Here is a 20,400-nt window from a genome sequence, read left to right as displayed (position 1 = left end):
GGCCTGGGCCGGGCCGGCGCCGAAGCTGGAGTACCTGCCCTGGAGCCCACCCATGCGCCTGATCCCATTCCCGCTGCGTTGCCTGCTGGTCCTGCTGTCGTTGGCTTCCAGCCCTGTGGCAAGTGCACAGCCCTTCACCGATCTGGTGGATTTCCCGCGCAGCGAGGCCAACTGGGATCGCTTTTATGCCTTGGAGGCCCACCTGGCCAACCGCTTCGATGCGGCCTGCGCCGACACCCTGTGTGAAGGTGAATACAGCAACCTGCGCGCGCTGCAGCTGCGCTGCTCGGTGCGGGAGGCCAGCGCCAGCGTGCAGGCCTGCACCTGGATCTTCATCGCCGGCAATCTGGACGTGGACCCGGAGCAGGGCGGGCTGATCGCCGACAACCGGCGCTGGGAATGTCCGCTGCCGCTAGGTGCAGGCGTGCCGGTGGAGACCTTCCACGCCGCCCTGGCCGGGCCGGACGCGCTGGGCGTGACCCTTCCCGCTGCATCGGTCTCCGTCGGCGCAGCTGTCGGTCGCTGCCTGCAGCAGGGTGCGTCCGATAGGCCTGCGCGCGCGGCCGCCGGTCGATACGTCGATGCACGTGACTTCCCGGGCCCCGGCCAGGGCCAGCCGCGCTTCACCCTGCTGGAACGGGACTTGACGCTCGGATTCGACAACATCTGCGGCGACACCTTCTGCGAAGGCGAGTACTACAACCTGCAGGCGCTGCGGCTGCGCTGCTCGGTCGATGCCCATCGTGGCCTGCTGCAGGCGTGCGCCTGGACCTTCGCCGGCAGCAACGCGTGGGTGGACACCGCCAGTGGCGCGATACAGGTGGACAGCGCCGACTGGACATGCCGTCTGCCGTTGGCGCCGCACACGCCGCTGACCCTGCTGCTGGATACCCTGCAGGGCAGGGACGCGATCGATATCCCGCTGCCGGGGAGTTCATCCACGGTGTACGAAGGGCTCACCGCCTGCCTGTGAGTGGCCCGGCAGGCCCAGTGCGGGCGCGGCGCGGGGCAGGTAGCCTGTGCCGATGGACTCCCTGATCACCGCTGCCGCGCGGGCCCTTGCTACCGGTGATGTGCTGGCGGCGCTGAAGGCCGTGGCGCTGCGTGATGATCCACCGGCACTCGCCCTGCGCGGCATCGCCATGGCCCAGCTCGGAGAGCTGGCCACTGCGCGCGACCTGCTGCGGCGCGCGCGCCGCCAGTTCGGTGCCCATGAAGGGCTGGCACGCGCGCGTTGCGCCGTGGCCGAGGCCGAAGTGGCGCTGGCGCTGCGCGACGTGGGCGGCTCCGTGCAACCGTTGTCGACCACTGCCGCCGTGCTGGAAACGTATGGCGACACGGCCAACGCCCTGCAGGCCTGGTTGATCGTGGCGCGACGGCAGCTGTTGCTGGGGCGCCTGCAGGAGGCCGACCGCAGCCTGGCCCGGCTGGCCGGACGGCCCATGCCGCCATCACTGGTGGCGATGGCCGAGCTGACCGCGGCCGCGTTGGCGCTGCGCTCGCTGCAGGTGGCCGACGCCCGCCTCGCGCTGGGCCGCGCCCAGCTGGCCGCCGCGCGCGCGGGCATCGCCGCCTTGTGCAACGAAGTGGATGACGCGTTGGCCGGGCTGGACCGGCCCGCGGCGCGCTACATCGAAACCGGCGCGGAACGGGTGCTGCGCATCGATGAGATTCCTGCGTTGCTTGCCTCGGGTGCGTTGATCGTGGATGCCTGCCGGCGCGGGGTGCGTGTGGGCACGCAGTGGCAATCGCTGGCCCGGCGTCCGGTGCTGTTCGCGCTCGCCCGGGCACTGGCCGAGGCGTGGCCGGGTGGGGTGGAGCGCGATGCGTTGATCGTGCGTGTCTTTGGCATCAATCACGGCGATGACACGCTGCGCGCGCGGTTGCGGGTGGAGATCGGTCGTCTGCGTGCGCTCCTTGGCGCACTGGCACGGATTGAAGCAACCCCGGAGGGATTCCGGCTGCAACCCCGCGCGGCGCACACCGTCGCCGTGCTGGTACCGCCGATCGAAGGCGAGCAGGCGGCGCTGGCGGCTCTGCTCGATGATGGCGCAGCCTGGTCCACCTCGGCGCTGGCACTGGCGTTGGGGACCAGTCAGCGCAGCGTCCAACGCGCACTGGCCCTGCTGGAGGAAGAGGGGCGGGTCAGCGCCAGCGGCCGTGGCCGCGCGCAACGCTGGCGGGCCGTGCCGCTGGCGGGATTCACGACGATCTTGTTACTCCCTGCCGCGCTGCCGATTGGCTAGTGTCCTCGGCAGGCACCGCATCCCGATGTGCCAGGAGACTGCAACGATGAACACTGAAACCTCCAGCCTTTCCGCGGCGGCGCACGTGCAGCCTGCCGAGGTGGTCCGCGAGTACGGCCCGTTCGACGGTTCGGACTGCGTCAACGGCGTCAGCTACGACGGGCACCATGTGTGGGCGGCCACGGGCCCGACCCTGGTGGCGTTCGACCCGCACAGTGGCGAGGCGGTGCGCACGCTGGCCGTGGCCTGCGATGCGGGCACCGCCTTCGATGGCACCCACCTGTACCAGATCGCCGAGGCGCGCATCGACAAGATTGACCCGCACACCGGTCAGGTACTGGCCACGATCCCGGCGCCGGGGGCGGGCACCGACTCGGGCATGGCCTGGGCAGAAGGCAGCCTGTGGGTGGGCCAGTATCGCCAACGCCGTATCCGTCAGATCGACCCGGCCACCGGCGCGATCCTGCGCACCATCGCGTCGGACCGCTTTGTCACCGGCGTGACCTGGGTGGATGGCGAGCTCTGGCATGGCACCGATGAAGACGGGCGCAGTGACATCCGCCGTATCGACCCGGACACCGGCGTAGTGCTGACCCGGCTGCAGATGCCGGCCGGGCGCAGCGTCAGCGGGCTGGAAGCCGATGGCGGTGCGCTGTTCTATTGCGGCGCCGGCCACGGCAAGGTCTGCGCGGTAAAGCGCCCGCGCTGAACAGGGCAACGCACCCGGCGGGCGGGGCAGCGGCTTGAAACGTGACTCATTCTCATTTGCGGAGTAGGATGGCGCGCCTTCCGCCCCGGCCCGCCTGCGCGCTCCGCGCGTCCCCTGCATGTCCTCCAACGCCTCCACCCTGACCGAACTGCTGATCCGCGAACGCCCGGCGCTGCTGCGCCTGGTCCAGCGCATCGTGGGCACCGATGGCGGCGCCGAGGACGTGATCCAGGCCACCTGGTTCAAGGCGCGCGGGGTCGACAACGGGCAGACGATCGACAACCCGCGCGCCTATCTGTACCGGTTGGCCACCAACCTGGCCACCGATCACGGCCGCGAAAGTACCCGTCGCAACCGATTGCTGGCCGAACATTACCTGTGGGGCCCGGACGAGGTGCTGTCCACCGAAGAACAGGTCATGGCCCAGGACGAGCTGCAGCGTGTGCTTGCCGCCGCCGAGCACCTGCCCGAACCGACCCGCACCATCTTCCGTCTCAACCGCCTGCAGGGCCTGACCCAGGCCGACGTGGCCAAGCGCCTGAAGGTCTCGGTGACCACGGTGGAAAACCACATGCGCAGCGCCTTGCAGCGCCTGTCCTGGGCGCGTAACGGGCGCTGATGCCGCATTGCGGCTTGGGGAAACGCGCGCCCCGTTCGTCTTGCTCATACTGTGGCCGTTCCGGCACATCCCTTTCGCCCGCGCATGCCTGCGCCTACTACCGCCAGCCATGAGCCCGCAGCCGCCCCGCCACGATTCCACTTCCCCTGCCGCCGCACCGTCGGCGCACCTGCCTGTGGATGCCGCCGCTGCCGCCCAGGCCCGTGACTGGCTGGCCTGGCTGGCCTCGGGAACGGCGGAGGCCGCGCGTATGCGGCAGTTCGAGCAGTGGTTGGCGCTGCCGGGGCATCGCCGTGCCTTCGAGTACGAGCGCACGCTGTGGCGCAGCCTCGGCCCGCGCCCGACGCCGGCCGCGCAGCCGCCGCGTCGGGCGCATCGCTATCGGCGCGTGGCGTTGGCCACGGCCGCGCTGCTGGCGCTGGCCTGGGTGGCCCCGGAGGCGTGGTTGCGGGTGCAGGCCGACCACCGCAGCGGGCATGCGATCCAGACCGTGGCGCTGCCCGATGGCAGCCGGGCAGTGCTGGATGCCGATTCGGCGATTGCGATCCGCTATGACGACCACGTGCGGCACATCGATCTGCTGCGGGGGCGGGCCTGGTTCCAAGTGGCACCCGGGCAGCCGCGTGCCTTCGTGGTGGGCGCGCAGGGCGGCCAGGTCGAGGACATTTCCACCGCGTTCGCCGTTGCCAGCGACGACAGCGGTGTTGAAGCCATGGTCGAGCAGGGCCAGGTCCGCGTGGCCGCCGCCGACGGCGCCGGCTGGACCTACCTGCAGGCCGGCCAGCGCGCCGGGTTCACGGCTGGCGGCCGGGTCAGCCGGTTGGCCGACGTGGCGCCGGACCGGATCGCGGCGTGGCGCCAGGGCGAACTGCTGCTCGATGCGGTAGAGGTCAACGAAGCGGTGCAGCGCATCGCCCGCTATCGGCCGGGCCCAACCTTCGTTCGCGGCGATCTGTCGCGGTTGCCGGTGGTCAATGCGGCTTTCCGCATCGACCGTCCCGAGCAGGCGCTGGATGCACTGGCCGGGACCGCCGGGCTCAGCGTGACCCGCCTGCCGATGGGCGTGGCGATCGTCCGTATCGCACCGGCCGGCTGACGCCGGCTGCAACACCAACGCGTCTGCGTCGCATTGGCCTTGGGGGAGCGGCCATTGCAAACGTCTTACCCCCGAACGTACCCGCCGCCGCCACGTACTTCGCCGTGCCCGCACCGTTGTGTGTGGGGAAAACCGCCCCGGCGGCATCGCCTTTCCGACAGGTTCCAACATGCGACTCATCTCCCGCACGGGCACGCTTCCGCGTCCGTCCCGCCTTTGCATTGCCCTGCTGGCCGCCGGCCTGGCCACCGCAACATCGTTGCCGGCGCTGGCCCAGTCCGCTGCCGCCACCGGCATGGCCAGCAGCCATCGCTTCGAGATTCCGGCGCAGCCGCTGGCCGAAGCACTGCGCACCTACATGCGCCAGTCCGGCGTGCAGGTGGCCTATCCGGCCGCGCTCGCCAACGGGGTGACCTCCACCGCCGTTGGCGGTGATCTGGACGCGCAGGCGGCACTGGCACGCCTGCTGCAGGGCAGTGGCTTGTCGATGCGCGTGGTGGGCCCGGATGCGGTGACCCTGGAGCGCGCCGCGAGCGCTGCACGCCAGGACGGGGTGATCGTGACCGATGCGCTGCGCGTGGCCGGTGACCAGGTGGATGGCGGGGGTGATGCCGAGCGCGCGCTGGCGCAGTATCGCAACAGCGGTTCCAGCGTGTACGTGCCGCGCGCCACCATCGAGCGCTTCCGCGGGACCTCCACCGCCGACATCGTCAAGGGCGTGGTCGGCGTCACCGCTGGCGATCCGCGGACCGCCAATGCGCTGGACCTCAACATCCGCGGCATCCAGGGCCAGAGCCGCATCCCGGTGATCATCGACGGCGGCCAGTCCACCATGGATACCTACCGTGGCTATGCCGGTCAGTCCCAGCGCACCTACCTGGACCCGGACCTGATCTCCAGCATGACCATCACCAAGGGTCCCAGCCTCGGCGCGAATGCGTCCGGTGGCATCGGTGGCGTGGTCGAGATGGAAACGCTGAAGGTCGGTGACGTGCTGCGCGAGGGCCAGGACAGCGGCCTGCGCGTGCGCAGTGGCCTGTCCAACGGCAGCGCGCGCGATCTGCCGGCTTATGGCGATGCCCCCGGCACCAACCGCAACAGCCTCGGTGGGCAGTTCTTCAACGTCGCCGCGGCCAAGCACTGGGATCGCTTCGACCTGGTCGCCGCCTACGCCTGGCGCGACACCGGCAATTACTATTCGGGCAAGCACGGCTACGACGATTTCCCGCAGACCCGCCGCACCCTGGCGCCGTTGAACCCGCCGAACACCGAAGTGTTCAACACCTCGTCCAAGTCCAACTCGGTGCTGTTGAAGGGCACCTGGCGGATCGACGACAACCAGACCGTGGAGGCCGGCTACCGCCGTTACAGTGGCCGCCAGGGCGAAATCATGGCCTCGCAGATCATCCGCGTGGATCGCGACCGCGTGCCGCAATGGGAACCGGGCAGCGTCGACATGGATGCCTACAACCTGCGCTACCGCTTCAACCCCGGCAACGACGTGGTCGATCTGAAGGCCAACCTCTGGTACGCCGATGCCAAGAGCCTGATGTACAACGGGCTGACCGGCATCACCCCGTGGTACTTCGATCGCCGCACCGAGTGGTACGACGGCCCGACCTTCAACACCGATCCCGGTTACAAAGACGCCTACCGCAACGACATGAAGCAGCAGCGCTTCGGCATGGACGTGTCCAATACCACCGTGCTGAACACCGACAGCGCCGGGCTGTTCACCTTCGACTACGGCCTGTCCTTCAGCGATGAGGATGTGGGCCCGGGCAAAAACGCACCGATCAAGCACGATGACCTGATCAACAACCGCTTCCTGCGCAATGCCGAGCGCAAGGAGTACAGCGCGGTGGCGTCGGTGAAATGGCAGCCCGACGAACATTGGGAAGTGCTGCTGGGCGGGCGCTTCAACCGCGTCAGCGTGCACGACCGCAACCAGCTGGCGACCCCGGATGGCGAGGAAGTGATCGGCCAGTACCGCTACACCCAGCTGCTCAACGGTGACCCCAAGCTGCCGGCGTACCGGGCCAAGCGCATCGCCATGCTCAACTGGTACCCGGATGCGAACGGCCAGTTCACCGAAGCCTCATTGCTGGCCTCGCCGTACAAGAAGGGCACGGTGGCCGACATCACCGGCTGGAACTTCCACGACATCACCAAGGCCCAGGATCTGAGCGTGCCGACCAGCTGGACCTGGTCGCAGCCGATCCGCCGCACCGACAACGCGTTCATGCCGACCGCCAGCGTCACCTACCACTTCAACGACGACAGCATGGTGTATGTGAAGTACGCCGAAGGCGTGAAGCTGCCGAGTCTGTTTGAAAGCACGCTGGGCCTGTTCACCGCGGCCAAGCCGATCGGTGGCGAGCTCAAGCCCGAGCGTGCCGGTACCTGGGAAATCGGCGCAAGCACGGTCAAGCAGGGCCTGTTCACCGACGGTGACCACGCCGCCTTCAAGCTGGCCTACTTCAATACCCGCATCGATGACCTGATCACCCGCGACTACCGCACGCTGTCGGCCGGTTACATCCGCAACATCGACCGCTTCAAGGTGTCGGGCCTGGAGTTCCAGTCCAGCTATGACGCCGGCAAGGTGTTCGCCGATCTGTCGGCGCACTACTACTTCGAAGCCAAGACCTGCGCTCCGGACATCGCCGCCGAACGTCGTGCCTACGGTGTGCAGCGCAAGATCGAGGAGCTGAAGAACACGCCGGACTGCGTCGACGGTGGTTTCGAGGGGTCCTACAGCAACACGCAGAACCCGCCGCGCTACACGGTCAACCTGACCGCGGGCGCACGCCTGTTCGATGAGCGCCTGAGCTTCGGCTCGCGGGTGACCCACAACGCGGGCCCGATCAGCAAGCTGGACAAGGAATGGAATGTCGGCCTGTCGGCGATCCAGCAGTTGTACCGCCCGGCGACGGTGGTGGATCTGTTTGCCAGCTGGCAGGCCAGCCCGCAGTTCTCGGTGGACGTCAACGTGGATAACCTCACCGACCGCTACTACCTGGATCCGCTGGCGCTGGGCGTGATGCCGGCCCCGGGTCGGATCATGCGGTTGGCGCTGACCTACCGCTACTGAGCGTGAACGCAGACGGCCCGGTGTAAACCGGGCCGTCGTCGTATCGGGTGTGGCCGATCAGACCCCGGTCTGGCGTCGCACTGCGGCCTCGTGCAGCGCTTCGCTCAGTTCATCGACGATGATCGCCCAGTCCGCATCGGACTTGAGCTGTTCGGCGAGGAACTGGCGCTGGCCGTCGTTCCAGTAGGGCGCATCGACCAGGGCGACGTCGGTGGGCAGCTGATGCGCCTGGATGAACGCGGCGATGGCCTCGGCGGATGCGTCCAGGCCCAACTGCAGGAACAGGTTGGTCATGCGCGGTTCGGTGGTGATCATCATGGCGGGCCTTGGCGGTGTACGAGGCCGCCATTATCGGTGTATCGCCGTGATGGCGTCATCGGTGTGCGATGCGCATGCAATCCGGCTTGGGGATGCTGACGTGTCAGACGTCTCAACTGCAGACCCTACCTGCCAGCCGCTTCCGCGCGCCGGTCGGGTGTACATCGCTCCCCCACAGCCAGAACGCCATGATCGCCACCGATACCCTTGAAGCCACCCGCAGCCAGCGCCTGAAAACCGCGACGCGCGACAGTCACGGCGCGCTGGACAAGCGCATCATGGCCGGCGACATCTTCGCCAGCCGCGAACAGTTCGCGCGCTTCCTGCGCGTGCAGTACCGCTTCCACCGCGACATCGACGCGCTGTACGCCAACGCGGCGCTGGATGCGCTGCTGCCGGACCTGGACACGCGTCGGCGCCTGCCGCTGATCGCCCGCGACCTCGGGGATCTGGAACAGACCCTGCCAGCGCCGGTGCCGATGCGGCTGGACCCGGACCTGGCGCTGCCGGCCGCGCTGGGCTGGCTGTACGTTGCCGAGGGCTCCAACCTGGGCGGCACCATCCTGTACAAGATGGCGGCCAAGCTCGGCCTGGATGCCGATTTCGGCGCGCGCCACCTGGCCGCGCATCCGGACGGCGCCGCGCGTCATTGGCGCGAGTTCACCGCCGCGCTCGATGGTGTGGCGCTGAGCGAGGCGCAGGAACAGCAGGTCATCGATGCCGCGGATGCAGCCTTCCGCAGCGTGCACGGCCATGTCGAAATCGAATTCGCCTGACGCCCTGCACCTGCCTGGCCGGCGGAGCCCGCGCTGATGCGCTGGCTCTGGTTCGGGCTGGGGTGGGTGATGGTGGCACTGGGCGTGATCGGCGCGTTGCTGCCGGTGATGCCCACCACCATTTTCCTGATCCTGGCGGTCGCCTGCTTCGCGCGCAGTTCGCCGCGTTTCGAACGCAAGCTGCTCGAGCACCCGCGCTATGGCCCGGCACTGCGCCTATGGCGCGAGCAGGGCGCGGTGTCGCGCAAGGGCAAGGCGTTTGCCGCCGGCGGCATGGCGTTCGGGTTTGCGATGTTCTGCTGGGGCGCGCATCCCTCGTGGACGCTGCTGCTCGGGGTCGGCCTGTTCTTTGCGGCCAGCGCCGCCTATGTGCTGTCGCGGCCGGCACCACGGCCGTTGTCCGTTGTTCCTTTCTCTCCCGATGATGCTGATGATGACTCTCACCGCTGACGTCGCCGCTGCCGCGGCACTGCCCCACGCGCTCACCCCCTGGGGCATGTACCTGGCCGCCGATGCGGTGGTCAAGGCGGTGATGATCGGGCTGGCCATCGCCTCGGTGGCCACCTGGACGGTATTGATTGCCAAGGGCTGGGAGCTGTCGCGTCAGGCCGGGCAGTTGCGCCGGGCACGTACGTTGCTGCTGCAAAGCGCGCACCTGCCGCCGTTGCACGACGATGCGGCCCTGCAGGCACCTGCCGCGCAGCGCCTGATCGAAGCCGCACACACCGAGCTGCGGTTGTCGCCGGCCGGTGTCGATGCGGGCGGCATCAAGGCGCGGATCGGCTCGCGGCTGGAGCGCATCGAACTGGACTGCGCGCGGCAGGCGCGACGCGGCATCGGCGTGCTCGCCAGCATCGGTGCGATCGCGCCGTTCGTGGGGTTGTTCGGCACCGTGTGGGGCATCATGAACAGCTTCGTCGGCATCGCCCAGTCCAACACCACCAACCTGGCCGTGGTCGCGCCGGGCATCGCCGAAGCATTGCTGGCGACGGCGCTGGGGTTGGTCGCTGCGATTCCCGCCGTGGTTATCTACAACCACTTCACCCGCGTACTGGCGGGGCTGCGCGCCTTGCTGGGCGATCTGTCCGCGGCCGTGCAGCAGCTGGTGTCGCGTGATCTCGACCGCGCGGCCGTGCACGCTGGCCCGGCGCTTGTGCGCGTTGCGCGCTGAGGGATCCGCCATGCCGATCCGCACTGCGCGCCATGACGATGACGCCCTGGAAGAAAGCCACGCGATCAACGTCACCCCGTTCATCGACGTCATGCTGGTACTGCTGATCATCTTCATGGTCGCCGCGCCGCTGGCCACGGTGGATACCGCCGTCGAACTGCCGACCAGCAATGCCACACCGCAGCCGCGCGAGCAGGCACCGGTGTTCCTGACCGTGCGGGCGGACCGCTCGCTGCGTCTCAACGATGCCGACGTCAGCGCATCGGGCCTGCCCGCGGCGCTGGCCGCCGCGACCGGGGGTGACCTGGAGCAGCGTATCTACCTGCGTGCCGACCAGTCGGTGCCTTATGGCGACCTGATGCAGAGCATGAACGCACTGCGCGCGGCCGGTTACCTGAAGGTGGCGCTGGTCGGGCTGGAACAACCGGCACCATGAGTCCGCGGGCAGGCGCGCGGCTGCGCTGGGCAGGCAGCCTCGGCATCGTGCTGACTGTTTACGCCGCCGGCATCTGCGCGATGCTGTGGTGGGGTGGGCGTTCGCCGCCGCTGACGGCGACGCTGCCCGCCGATGCCCTGCAGGTGGAATTGGCCCCCATGCCGGAAGCGCCGCCGGTACCGGCCAGCGACATCGCCGAAGGTCCGAAGCAGACCGAACAGCACCGCGCCGAACCCGAGCCGCGGCCGGAGCCCCCGTTGGTGCTGCCGCCGTCGCCGCGCGCGCAGGAGCGCGCCTCGCAGCAACGGCCGACGCCGCGTCGGGAAGAACAGCCGGCCGATGCAGTCAACGTCGCGCAGACCCTGGCGCCGCCGGATGTGCAGGCCCCGCCCTCGGACCGCTATGCCGCCGCCCAGACCCTCGCAGGTGCCCAACAGGCCGCCGTGGTGACCTGGCAGGGCCTGTTGCTGGGCCACCTGGAGCGGCATCGCCGCTACCCGCACAGCGCCGAGCGCCTGCGCCAGCAGGGCGTGGCTTATGTGCGCTTCGCGGTGGACCGGCAGGGCAATGCCAGCAACATCCGCGTGGGCCAGAGCAGCGGGCATCCGCTGCTGGATGCCGAAACGCTGGAGACCGTGCGTCGTGGCAGCCCGGTGCCGCCACCGCCGGCGGATGTGATTGGCGATCCAGTCGAGGTGATGGTGCCGGTGGTGTTCCAGATTCGTCGCGGGCGTTGACTGCGGGAGGGGCGGTGCCGACCGTGGGTCGGCACCTGGCCCGATTACAGCAACGGCACCAGCAGCAATGCCACGATGTTGATGATCTTGATCAACGGGTTGATCGCCGGGCCGGCGGTGTCCTTGTAGGGATCGCCGACCGTATCACCGGTAATCGCCGCCTTGTGCGCCTCGCTGCCCTTGCCGCCGAAGTGGCCATCCTCGATGTACTTCTTGGCGTTGTCCCAGGCACCGCCACCGGTGGTCATCGAGATCGCCACGAACAGGCCGGTAACGATGGTGCCGATCAACAGGCCGCCCAGTGCGCGCGGCCCCAGCAGCAGGCCCACCACCACCGGTACCGCCACCGGCAGCAGCGAGGGCACGATCATTTCGCGGATCGCCGAGCGGGTCAGCATGTCCACCGCGCGGTCGTACTGCGGCTTGCCGGTGCCTTCCATGATCCCGGGGATCTCGCGGAACTGACGGCGCACTTCCTCCACTACCGCACCGGCGGCACGGCCCACCGCTTCCATCGCCATCGCGCCGAACAGGTAGGGAATCAAACCGCCGATGAGCAGGCCGATGATCACCGTGTGGTCGGACAGGTCGAAGGCGAACACTTCGCCGGGATTGGCTGCCTGCAGGTTGTGGGTGTAATCGGCGAACAGCACCAGTGCCGCCAGCGCCGCCGAGCCGATCGCATAGCCCTTGGTCACCGCCTTGGTGGTGTTGCCCACCGCATCGAGCGGGTCGGTGATGGCGCGGATGTCCGAGGGCAGCTCGGCCATTTCGGCGATGCCGCCGGCGTTGTCGGTGATCGGCCCGTAGGCGTCCAGCGCCACGATCATGCCGGCCATCGACAGCATCGCGGTGGCGGCGATGGCAATGCCGTACAGGCCACCGAAGTAGTGCGCCAGCCAGATCGCCGCGCACACCGCGATCACTGGCAGCGCGGTCGACTTCATCGACACGCCGAGCCCGGCGATGATGTTGGTGCCGTGGCCGGTGGTGGATGCCTGCGCCACATGCTGCACCGGCTTGTACTGGGTGCCGGTGTAGTACTCGGTGATCCACACGATCAACCCGGTCAGCACCAGCCCGATCAAGGCGCAGAAGTACAGGTTCAGCGCGCCATGGCTGTTGTCGGGCATCAGCTGCAGGGTGATCGGATAGAACGCGATCGCCGCCAGCACGCCCGACACGATCACGCCCTTGTACAGCGCGCCCATGATCGAGCCGCCCGGCTTCACCTTGACGAACAGTGTGCCGATGATCGAGGCGATGATCGACACCCCGCCCAGCACCAGCGGGTACAGGATCGCGTTGCGTCCGGCCTCGGCGATCATCAGGCTGCCGAGCAGCATGGTGGCGATCACCGTCACCGCGTACGTCTCGAACAGGTCGGCTGCCATGCCGGCGCAGTCGCCGACGTTGTCACCGACGTTGTCGGCGATCACCGCCGGGTTGCGCGGATCGTCTTCGGGAATGCCGGCCTCCACCTTGCCGACCAGGTCGGCACCGACGTCGGCACCCTTGGTGAAGATGCCACCACCCAGACGGGCGAAGATCGAGATCAGCGACGAACCGAACGCCAGCCCGACCAGTGCATGCAGCGCCTGCGCGGTATCCAGCCCCAGCCGCAGCAGCACCGCGTAGTAACCGGCCACGCCCAACAGGCCCAGCCCGACCACCAGCATGCCGGTGATCGCGCCACCGCGGAATGCCACGTCCATGGCGGCGCTGAGCCCGTGGCGGGCGGCTTCGGCGGTACGCACATTGGCGCGCACCGACACGTTCATGCCGATGTAGCCGGCCGCACCGGACAGCACCGCACCGATCGCAAAGCCGACGGCGGTGTACCAGCTGAGGAAGATGCCGACCAGGACGAACAGGACGACACCGGCGATGCCGATGGTCAGGTATTGGCGGTTGAGGTAGGCGCGCGCGCCTTCCTGGATGGCGGCGGCGATTTCCTGCATGCGGGCATTGCCGGCCGGTTGCCGCAGAATCCAGCGTGCCGATACGATGCCGTAGAGAATCGCGAGGATGGCGCAGAACAGCGCCAGAGAAAGCCCATAACGTTCCAGCATGTCCCCTCCCGGGTGATGGATGGCATCCAGTCAACGGATGAACGTCACCACGCGGGGGCACAACGGGCTGCAATCCTGGACCAACTACCCGTTCAGACCGTACCCGGTCGTCAAGCGTGTGGCGGTGTTCAGCAATCCCTGGTGCCCCGAGTATGCGGGCATTCCCCCGCGGACGGGTAGTAGTGCCGGCCGCTGGCCGGCAACCACGCACCTCCAAGGCTGCGAACCCAGCCTTTGCCACGCCGTTCAGCCACCCACTGGCAGCCTCGCTCCATCCCTTGCCTTGGAGTCCCGCCATGCACACCCGTTACCTGCTCCTGCTGGCGCTGCTCCCCAGCGTGTCAGCGCTTGCCGCCGAAACCCCCGAGCTGCAGCGCGCAACCGGTGCGGCGCAGGCGGTCGGCGCCGCGCATACGCTGCGGCAGATCCCCGAAGCCTGCGCACGCCTGGAAGGGGTGTTCACCGGTGAGGCGGCGCAGCCGTACAAATTCGCCGTGGTGCGCACCAGCGAGCAATGCCAGCCGCGCGCGCGCTTTGTCGACTACGCCAAGGCGCAGCCGAGTGAGGCCAAGGGCTGGAAACTCAACGATGTGATCCGGGTCCCCAGCGCGGCGTGCCCGGCGCAGCAGGCGGTGGTGCGGGTGTGGCGTATGCCGGTCAACCAGAAGGCCGAGCTGGACGGGCAGGGCCAGTCGCGGATCTATCTGGAGGACGCCAAGAAGCAGGCCGCGGCCGGCAAGATCGCGCAGATTCCGATGTTCGCCGCGCAGATGACGGTGGAAGGCAAGGCCTGCAACTGACCCGGGCAATTGCATCGCTGGTGCCGGCCGTTGGCCGACACCAGCGGGGTTTGTCAGGCCTCGAACGCGGGCAGCTTCTTCTTCACCGCGACGTTCTTCAGCGTCACGTACTTGGGCAGGCCGTCATTGCCGTACGGCAGCGGCGCCTCACCCTTGATCAACGGCGACAGGTACGCACGCGCCTTCTCGGTGATGCCGAAGCCATCGCGACGGATGAAGCCGGCCGGCATCTTCTTCTCGTGGTTGGCCACCTTGTGCAGCGGCGCCGCCTCGATCTTCCAGCGGTAGGGCTTGTCGCTGGTGCGCACGATCACCGGCATCACCGCGTTCTGGCCCTTCAATGCGAACTGCACCGCAGCCTTGCCGACCGCCTGCGCCTGGTCCCAATCGGTCTTGGAAGCCAGGTGGCGGGCCGAGCGCTGCAGGTAGTCGGGCAGGGTCCAGTGCACCTTGTAGCCCAGCGCGTCCTTGACCCGGGCCGCCAGTTGCGAGGCCACCCCGCCGAGCTGGGTATGCCCGAAGGAATCCTTGCCGCCACCGGCATCGGCGACGAAACGGCCCTCGGCGGTCTGGATGCCTTCCGAGGCCACCACCACGCAGTAGCCCACCCGCTCGACCACCTGCTTGACCTTGGCCAGGAACGCGGCTTCGTCGTAGGCGCGTTCGGGCAGCAGGATGATGTGCGGCGCGGCATCGGGGCCGTCACCGGCCAACCCGGCGGCGGCGGCCAGCCAGCCCGCGTGGCGGCCCATCGCCTCGTAGACGAACACCTTGGTGGAGGTCTCGGCCATCGCGGCCACGTCCAGCGCCGCTTCGCGCACCGAGACGGCGGTGTACTTGGCCGCCGAGCCGAAGCCCGGGCAGGTGTCGGTCACCGCCAGGTCGTTGTCGATGGTCTTGGGCACGCCGATGCAGGTCAGGTCGTAGTCGAAGGCCTTGGCGAGCTGGGAGACCTTCCAGGCCGTATCGGCCGAATCGTTGCCGCCGTTGTAGAGGAACCAGCGCACGTCGTGCGCGCGCAGCACCTCGAGCAGGCGCTCGTACTTGGCCCGGTCGGCCTCCAGTGACTTGAGCTTGTAGCGGCATGAGCCGAACGCCCCGCCCGGGGTATGGGCCAGCGCGGCGATCGCCGCCGCCGACTCGCGGGTGGTATCGATCAGGTCCTCGCGGAGCGCGCCGAGGATGCCGTTGCGCGCGGCCAAGACCTTGATTCCCTTGGCCCTGGCGGTGCTGATGACCGCCGAAGCGGTGGCATTGATCACGGCGGTGACGCCGCCTGACTGGGCGTAGAGCAAGGTACCTTTGGACATCATTTCACCTGGGGGCGGGGGAGGGACATTGCAGAGACATTACCGGTATGGGGTAAAGTGCGCGTATTGCGGTGCAGCGTGATTGTGGACAACCCCGGGGCGCGCGCCCTTTCTTTTTTTACCAAGTTGGAGTCAGGTTGATGCGATTGGTTCTGTTGGGACCGCCCGGTTCGGGCAAGGGGACACAGGCGACGCGCCTGAAGGAACATCTCGCGATTGCGCACATTTCCACCGGCGATCTGCTGCGTGCCGAAGTGGCTGCAGGCACCGAGCTGGGCAAGCAGGCCAAGGCCGTGATGGACGCCGGCAACCTGGTGTCCGACGACATCCTGCTTGGCATGCTCGAATCGCGCCTGGGCCAGGCCGATGTGGCCAACGGCTTCATCCTCGACGGTTACCCGCGCAACGTGGCCCAGGCCAATGCGCTGGATACCCTGCTGGCCAAGATCGGCCAGCCGCTCGATGCGGTGGTGCAGCTGGACGTGCCGACCGAACTGCTGGTCGAGCGCATCGCCGGCCGTGCGGCCGAACAGGGCCGTGCCGACGACAACCCCGAATCGGTGCGTCAGCGTCTGCAGGTCTTCAATGACCAGACCGCCCCGGTGGTGGACTTCTATGCCGGTCGCGGCACCTTGGCCCGTGTCGATGGCGTGGGCGAGCTGGATGACGTGGAAGCGCGCATCCGCGTGGCGATCCACGGCTGAGCCCGTTGGCGCTGCTCCGGCAGCGCCGGCCCGCCTCGTGCTACCCCTGGAAACGCACACGCCCGGCCCTCGAAAGGACCAGGCGTGCGGTTGAAGGTGCCAGCGGAGGGGCTTGCTCAGGGCCCCGCAGCATGAGCTCCCCTGGGGATGGCCTCTTGGGGAGTAGGACCAATGGGGTACTGCGGCTGGCCAGCTGAATTGTGTCCGTCTTCACAGTACATCGCTATCGGGGATTCCCCGACACCCAGAGAATTTTTCCCATAGTCGATTGAGGGATTGTCTGACGACGATACCCATCGGTGCGGGTGATCGGTGACAATCCAACGCATGAGCAAGATTCACATCCTTGGAATTGCCGGCACCTTCATGGGCGGCGTGGCCGCGCTGGCGCGGGAACTGGGCCATACGGTCCATGGCAGCGACCAGGCGATCTATCCGCCGATGTCCACCCAGCTGGAACAGCTGGGCATCGCGCTGGACCCCGGCTATCGGGCCGACAGCGTGGCAAGTGACTGCGACGAGGTGATCGTCGGCAACGCACTTTCGCGCGGTAACCCGGCCGTTGAAGCGGTACTCGATGCCGGCCAGCGCTACATCTCCGGCGCGCAGTGGCTGTCCGAGCAGGTGCTGCCGGGCCGCGACACGCTGGCCGTGGCCGGCACCCACGGCAAGACCACCACCACCACCATCCTGACCTGGCTGCTGCAGGCCGCCGGGCGTGAGCCGGGCTTCCTGATCGGCGGCGTCGCCGAAGACTTCGGTGTCTCGGCGCGCATCGGGCAGGGCCGCGCGTTCGTGGTGGAAGCGGATGAGTACGACACCGCGTTCTTCGACAAGCGCAGCAAGTTCGTACACTACCGGCCGCTGGTGGCGATCCTCAACAACCTGGAATACGACCACGCCGACATCTTCCCGGACGTGGCCGCGATCCAGCGCCAGTTCCATCACCTGATCCGGACGGTACCGGCGCGCGGGCGGTTGATCGTCAACGGCGAAGACGCCTTCCTGGCCGACGTGCTGGCGATGGGCTGCTGGACGCCGGTGGAACGCTTTGGTTTCGACCCGTCGCTGGAATGGCACGCCGAACTGCGCAATGCCGATGGCAGCGCGTTCGTGGTGCACCATCGCGGCCAGCCGGTGGGCGAGGTGCAGTGGCCGCTGCTGGGCCGGCACAACGTGCTCAACGGCTTGGCTGCGCTCGCCGCCGCGCATGCGGTCGGGGTCGAGCTGGCCACGGTGATCCCCGCGCTGGCCCGTTTCCGCAGCGTCAAGCGCCGCCTGGAAGTGATCGGGCAGGCCCGCGACGTCACCATCTACGACGATTTCGCCCACCATCCCACCGCCATCCACACCACGCTGGAAGGCCTGCGGGCCAAGGTCGGCGCGGCCCGGATCGTGGTGGCGATGGAACCGCGCAGCAATTCGATGCGGCTCGGTGCCCATGCGCAGGCGTTGGCACCGTCGCTGGACCTGGCCGATGCGGTGGTGTTCCTGCACCGTCCGGAACTGGCTTGGGACGCGGCTGCGGTGATCGCCGCGGTGCGCGGGCAGGCACACGCGGTGCCCGATACCGACGCGCTGTTGGCACAGCTGGGCACTACGGTGCAGCCCGGCGACCATGTGGTGTTCATGTCCAACGGCGGTTTCGACGGTGCACCGCGCCGCTTCCTGGCGCAGCTGCAGCAGCCGTGAGCCGGGGCATGTCATGACCGATACCGCTTCACTGCCGCTGTTCCCGCTGCACGCGGTGCTGCTGCCCGGCGCCGCGTTGGGGCTGCGGGTGTTCGAACGCCGCTACCTGGACATGCTGCGCGACTGCGGCCAGCAGGAGTCGAACTTCGGCGTCTGCCTGATCCTGGAAGGGGATGAAGTGGGTGCGCCGGCGGTGCCGGCCGCCTACGGGGTGGAGGCGCGGGTCGAAGATTTCGATGTCGGTGCCGACGGCGTGCTGGTGCTGCGCCTGCGTGGCCAACGCCGCTTCCACGTGTTGCGCACCCGCATCCGCGACAACGGCCTGATCCTGGCCGATGTGGAATGGGCCGCGCCCGACCACGACGACGAACTGCGCCCCGAGCACGCGCTGCTGGCCACGTTGCTGGAACACATCATCGAACAGGCCGGCGCGGCCTTCGCGCCGGTCCACCCGGCGCAGCTGGAACAGGCGGCGTGGGTGGGCTGGCGGCTCGCCGAACTGCTGCCGCTGGACGAATCGCAGCGGGTGCAGTTGCTGCAGCAGGACGATCCGCACGATCGCCTGCAGGACTTACTGGGCTGGATTCCCGGGTAACGACGTGCGCACCCGCAACACCGGCATCTGCGTTTCCGGATGCGTGTCCACCTGCTGCGGCAGGCCGTCCAGTGCATCGCGCACGGCTTTGAGCGACGGATCGATGCCGCGCATCGGCCGCCACATTCCGATCAGGTGGAAATGCTGCTGGTAGTGCAGGGTCTGCGCACTGCCCAGCCATAGCGGCTGGTTGCCCGGTTGCAGGCGGGCCGGGGCCGGCCACAGGCGCAGTGCGAAGATCTCGTTCGGCGCATTGCCGGCGCGCAGCATCAGCAGCGATTCGACCTGGGTGTCCAGCGTGGCCGGCAGCACCGGTACCTGTTCCGGCGTGGCCGACTTGTCCAGCATCAGCAGGGCCTGCTGCCAACCGGCCTGCGGCTGCACGCGCCAACCCTGGCTTTCCAGACGTTGGCGAAGCGGGGCCAGCGGCCCGGCGACCTGCACGTCCAGCGGCCAGCGCTGGTCGTCGTCGAATTCATTGCGGCGGGCCGGCAGCTGCTGCCAGTCCTGCTGCCACCAGGCCTGCGCGGCCAGTTCGACCAGGGCCGGCTGGGCCGGCTCGAAGCGGGCCAGTTTCAGCGGGATATTGCGCGGCGCGTACCACAGCGCGGCCAGCGCGAAGGTGCCGTAGAACAGCCACGCCACCGGCTTGACCCAGAAGGAGCGGTTGAAGCGGCGGCGGTAGGCGATGCCCAGCACCAGCAGCCAGAAGATGCCGAACAACATGCCGCCGATGACGTCACTGAGCCAGTGCGCGCCCAGGTACAACCGGGCGAAGCCGATCAGGCTGACCACGATGCCCGAGAGCAGGTACGGCCACACCCGCGTGCGCCCGGGCAGCTCGCGGGCGATCAGCACCGCGAAGAAACCGAAGGTGATGGTGGCCATGGTCACCGACACCGACGGGAAACCGAAGCCACTGCTCGCATCCGGCGGGCGTACCACGTGCACGGTGGCGCCCAGCAGTTTGCACAGGGCCAGGCCGAAGGCCAGGGCGGCCAGCCAGTGGCCGGCGGCCATCCAGCGCCGGCGCCAGATCAGATACCCCATGCCGACCGCGGTGGCGGGCAGCAGCACCTGCCACGCCCCCAACGAGGCCAGCGCGGCCATCGGGTAGTCGGCCAGCGGGTTGCGCAGGGCGAGCATCGCGTGGTGCACGGCCAGGTCCAGCCGCAGCGGCTCGCCGTGGGCCACCACCGCCATCAGCAGGGCGAACCAGCACCAGCCCAGCAACAGCAGCATCAAGGCCAGCATTGCCAGCGGCACCGATTCACGTCGTTGCGGGTCGAACACCGCCACCGAATAGCGGCCCAGGGTCGGGTGACGCTGCGACCAGCGCAGCAGCCCGGCCAACCAGCTGTCCATGCGCGCGGCCGACCAGCGATAGCCGTACAGCACGATCGCCCAGACCAGCCCCATCAGGATGCCGAGCAGCCCCAGCACCATCACCAAGCGGCCGGCCACGGCGGCCACCGCATCGTAGGCCTCGCCCAGCACCCAGCCCGGGGCCAGGAACAACACCGCCCAGGACAGGCTGGCGATGGCGCTGGCCTGCATATAACGGCTGGCCGGCATGTTCATCATGCCGGCGATGGCCGGCACGAACGGGCGGATCGCGCCCACGTAGCGCGCCACCAGGATGCTCTTGAAGGCGTTGCGGCGGAACATGGTTTCGCCACGGTCGAGCAGTTGCGGATATTTGCTGAACGGCCAGACCCCGCGCAGGCGGTCGCCCCAGCGCCGCCCGATCCAGTAACTGATGCCATCACCGGCAAACGCGCCCAATGCCGCACAGGCGACCGCGTAGGGCCCGGAGATCTGGCCCAGGCCGATGAACACACCCACGGCGAACAGCAACGGCAACGCGGGCACGATCGCGCCCAGCACGATGACCGCATCGCAGAAGGCGATGAGGAAGATGACCGCACCGGCAAGCACGGGGTTAGTTGCGATCCACGCAAGCGTGGCATCGATCCATGATGAGTCCATGCGGCCGATTATAGGGGTGTGAAAGTGACTGACTCC

19 protein-coding genes are annotated in these 20,400 nt (G+C 68.4%); 15 read left to right on the top strand and 4 right to left on the bottom strand.

All coding sequences use genetic code 11. The features are described from left to right. The first annotated feature begins 52 nt into the window (after positions 1 to 52). From AC3IPM_RS15800 to AC3IPM_RS15775, 6 genes are all read left to right on the top strand, one after another. Positions 53 to 973: a hypothetical protein gene (locus AC3IPM_RS15800; RefSeq protein ID WP_489301016.1), complete on the top strand. Its 921-nt coding sequence runs from the start codon at positions 53 to 55 to the stop codon at positions 971 to 973. Positions 974 to 1,025: 52 nt separating this feature from the next. Then, complete coding sequence (locus AC3IPM_RS15795) at positions 1,026 to 2,246, top strand: helix-turn-helix domain-containing protein (protein WP_489301014.1); 1,221 nt, start codon at positions 1,026 to 1,028, stop codon at positions 2,244 to 2,246. A gap of 46 nt (positions 2,247 to 2,292) precedes the next feature. Continuing rightward, positions 2,293 to 2,955, top strand: a complete 663-nt coding sequence (locus AC3IPM_RS15790) for an NHL repeat-containing protein (RefSeq protein ID WP_489301012.1) — start codon at positions 2,293 to 2,295, stop codon at positions 2,953 to 2,955. A gap of 118 nt (positions 2,956 to 3,073) precedes the next feature. Then, positions 3,074 to 3,574 (top strand): RNA polymerase sigma factor, encoded by a 501-nt coding sequence (locus AC3IPM_RS15785; protein ID WP_489301010.1) that lies wholly within the window; start codon positions 3,074 to 3,076, stop codon positions 3,572 to 3,574. A 109-nt stretch (positions 3,575 to 3,683) separates the two neighbouring features. Next, the gene (locus AC3IPM_RS15780) at positions 3,684 to 4,670 is read left to right on the top strand and encodes a FecR family protein (protein ID WP_489301008.1); all 987 of its coding nucleotides are present in this window, start codon (positions 3,684 to 3,686) and stop codon (positions 4,668 to 4,670) included. Between the two features lie 169 nt (positions 4,671 to 4,839). Further along, positions 4,840 to 7,764: a TonB-dependent receptor gene (locus AC3IPM_RS15775; protein ID WP_489301006.1), complete on the top strand. Its 2,925-nt coding sequence runs from the start codon at positions 4,840 to 4,842 to the stop codon at positions 7,762 to 7,764. 57 nt (positions 7,765 to 7,821) lie between these two features. Here the strand turns inward: AC3IPM_RS15775 and AC3IPM_RS15770 are convergent, their stop codons facing one another. Beyond that, entirely contained in the window at positions 7,822 to 8,079 is a 258-nt protein-coding gene (locus tag AC3IPM_RS15770; protein WP_489301004.1) for a DUF2789 domain-containing protein, read from the bottom strand. A gap of 191 nt (positions 8,080 to 8,270) precedes the next feature. Here AC3IPM_RS15770 and AC3IPM_RS15765 point away from each other — a divergent pair, with 191 nt between their 5' ends. Genes AC3IPM_RS15765 through AC3IPM_RS15745 form a run of 5 tightly spaced genes read left to right on the top strand, consistent with a single transcriptional unit; the run spans position 8,271 to position 11,202 of the window. Continuing rightward, a complete protein-coding gene (locus AC3IPM_RS15765) occupies positions 8,271 to 8,858 on the top strand; it encodes a biliverdin-producing heme oxygenase (RefSeq protein ID WP_489301002.1) in 588 nt (195 codons plus the stop codon). A 36-nt stretch (positions 8,859 to 8,894) separates the two neighbouring features. Next, positions 8,895 to 9,308 (top strand): YbaN family protein, encoded by a 414-nt coding sequence (locus AC3IPM_RS15760; RefSeq protein WP_489301000.1) that lies wholly within the window; start codon positions 8,895 to 8,897, stop codon positions 9,306 to 9,308. Then, positions 9,283 to 10,029, top strand: coding sequence for a tonB-system energizer ExbB (gene exbB / locus AC3IPM_RS15755; protein ID WP_489300998.1), 747 nt, complete (start codon positions 9,283 to 9,285; stop codon positions 10,027 to 10,029). Before AC3IPM_RS15760 ends, exbB begins: the two co-directional genes overlap by 26 nt. A gap of 10 nt (positions 10,030 to 10,039) precedes the next feature. Continuing rightward, positions 10,040 to 10,465 carry a TonB system transport protein ExbD gene (gene exbD / locus AC3IPM_RS15750; protein ID WP_489300996.1) on the top strand — a complete coding sequence of 142 codons (426 nt, stop codon included), beginning with the start codon at positions 10,040 to 10,042 and terminating at the stop codon, positions 10,463 to 10,465. Further along, positions 10,462 to 11,202, top strand: a complete 741-nt coding sequence (locus tag AC3IPM_RS15745; RefSeq protein ID WP_489300994.1) for an energy transducer TonB — start codon at positions 10,462 to 10,464, stop codon at positions 11,200 to 11,202. Before exbD ends, AC3IPM_RS15745 begins: the two co-directional genes overlap by 4 nt. A 44-nt stretch (positions 11,203 to 11,246) precedes the next feature. Here AC3IPM_RS15745 and AC3IPM_RS15740 read toward each other — a convergent pair whose 3' ends face one another. Continuing rightward, positions 11,247 to 13,274, bottom strand: a complete 2,028-nt coding sequence (locus tag AC3IPM_RS15740) for a sodium-translocating pyrophosphatase (protein ID WP_489300992.1) — start codon at positions 13,272 to 13,274, stop codon at positions 11,247 to 11,249. 296 nt (positions 13,275 to 13,570) lie between these two features. On the opposite strand from AC3IPM_RS15740, the gene AC3IPM_RS15735 reads away from it, so the two are divergent. Further along, on the top strand, positions 13,571 to 14,074 hold the full coding sequence (locus AC3IPM_RS15735; RefSeq protein WP_489300990.1) for a hypothetical protein: 504 nt from the start codon (positions 13,571 to 13,573) through the stop codon (positions 14,072 to 14,074). A gap of 53 nt (positions 14,075 to 14,127) precedes the next feature. Here AC3IPM_RS15735 and AC3IPM_RS15730 read toward each other — a convergent pair whose 3' ends face one another. After that, positions 14,128 to 15,384, bottom strand: a complete 1,257-nt coding sequence (locus AC3IPM_RS15730; RefSeq protein WP_489300988.1) for a 6-phosphofructokinase — start codon at positions 15,382 to 15,384, stop codon at positions 14,128 to 14,130. A 140-nt stretch (positions 15,385 to 15,524) separates the two neighbouring features. Between AC3IPM_RS15730 and AC3IPM_RS15725 the strand changes: the two genes are divergently transcribed. From AC3IPM_RS15725 to AC3IPM_RS15715, 3 genes are all read left to right on the top strand, one after another. After that, the gene (locus tag AC3IPM_RS15725) at positions 15,525 to 16,088 is read left to right on the top strand and encodes an adenylate kinase (RefSeq protein WP_489300986.1); all 564 of its coding nucleotides are present in this window, start codon (positions 15,525 to 15,527) and stop codon (positions 16,086 to 16,088) included. 327 nt (positions 16,089 to 16,415) lie between these two features. Further along, on the top strand, positions 16,416 to 17,780 hold the full coding sequence (gene mpl, locus AC3IPM_RS15720; protein ID WP_489300984.1) for a UDP-N-acetylmuramate:L-alanyl-gamma-D-glutamyl-meso-diaminopimelate ligase: 1,365 nt from the start codon (positions 16,416 to 16,418) through the stop codon (positions 17,778 to 17,780). Between the two features lie 13 nt (positions 17,781 to 17,793). After that, positions 17,794 to 18,375 (top strand): LON peptidase substrate-binding domain-containing protein, encoded by a 582-nt coding sequence (locus AC3IPM_RS15715; RefSeq protein WP_489300982.1) that lies wholly within the window; start codon positions 17,794 to 17,796, stop codon positions 18,373 to 18,375. Here the strand turns inward: AC3IPM_RS15715 and AC3IPM_RS15710 are convergent. Further along, positions 18,352 to 20,364, bottom strand: coding sequence for a bifunctional DedA family/phosphatase PAP2 family protein (locus tag AC3IPM_RS15710; RefSeq protein WP_489300980.1), 2,013 nt, complete (start codon positions 20,362 to 20,364; stop codon positions 18,352 to 18,354). The genes AC3IPM_RS15715 and AC3IPM_RS15710 overlap by 24 nt on opposite strands. Positions 20,365 to 20,400 lie beyond the last annotated feature (36 nt).

It is taken from the genome of Stenotrophomonas sp. GL_111 (assembly GCF_057835245.1).
This window is presented reverse-complemented; position numbering and strand designations above follow the sequence as displayed.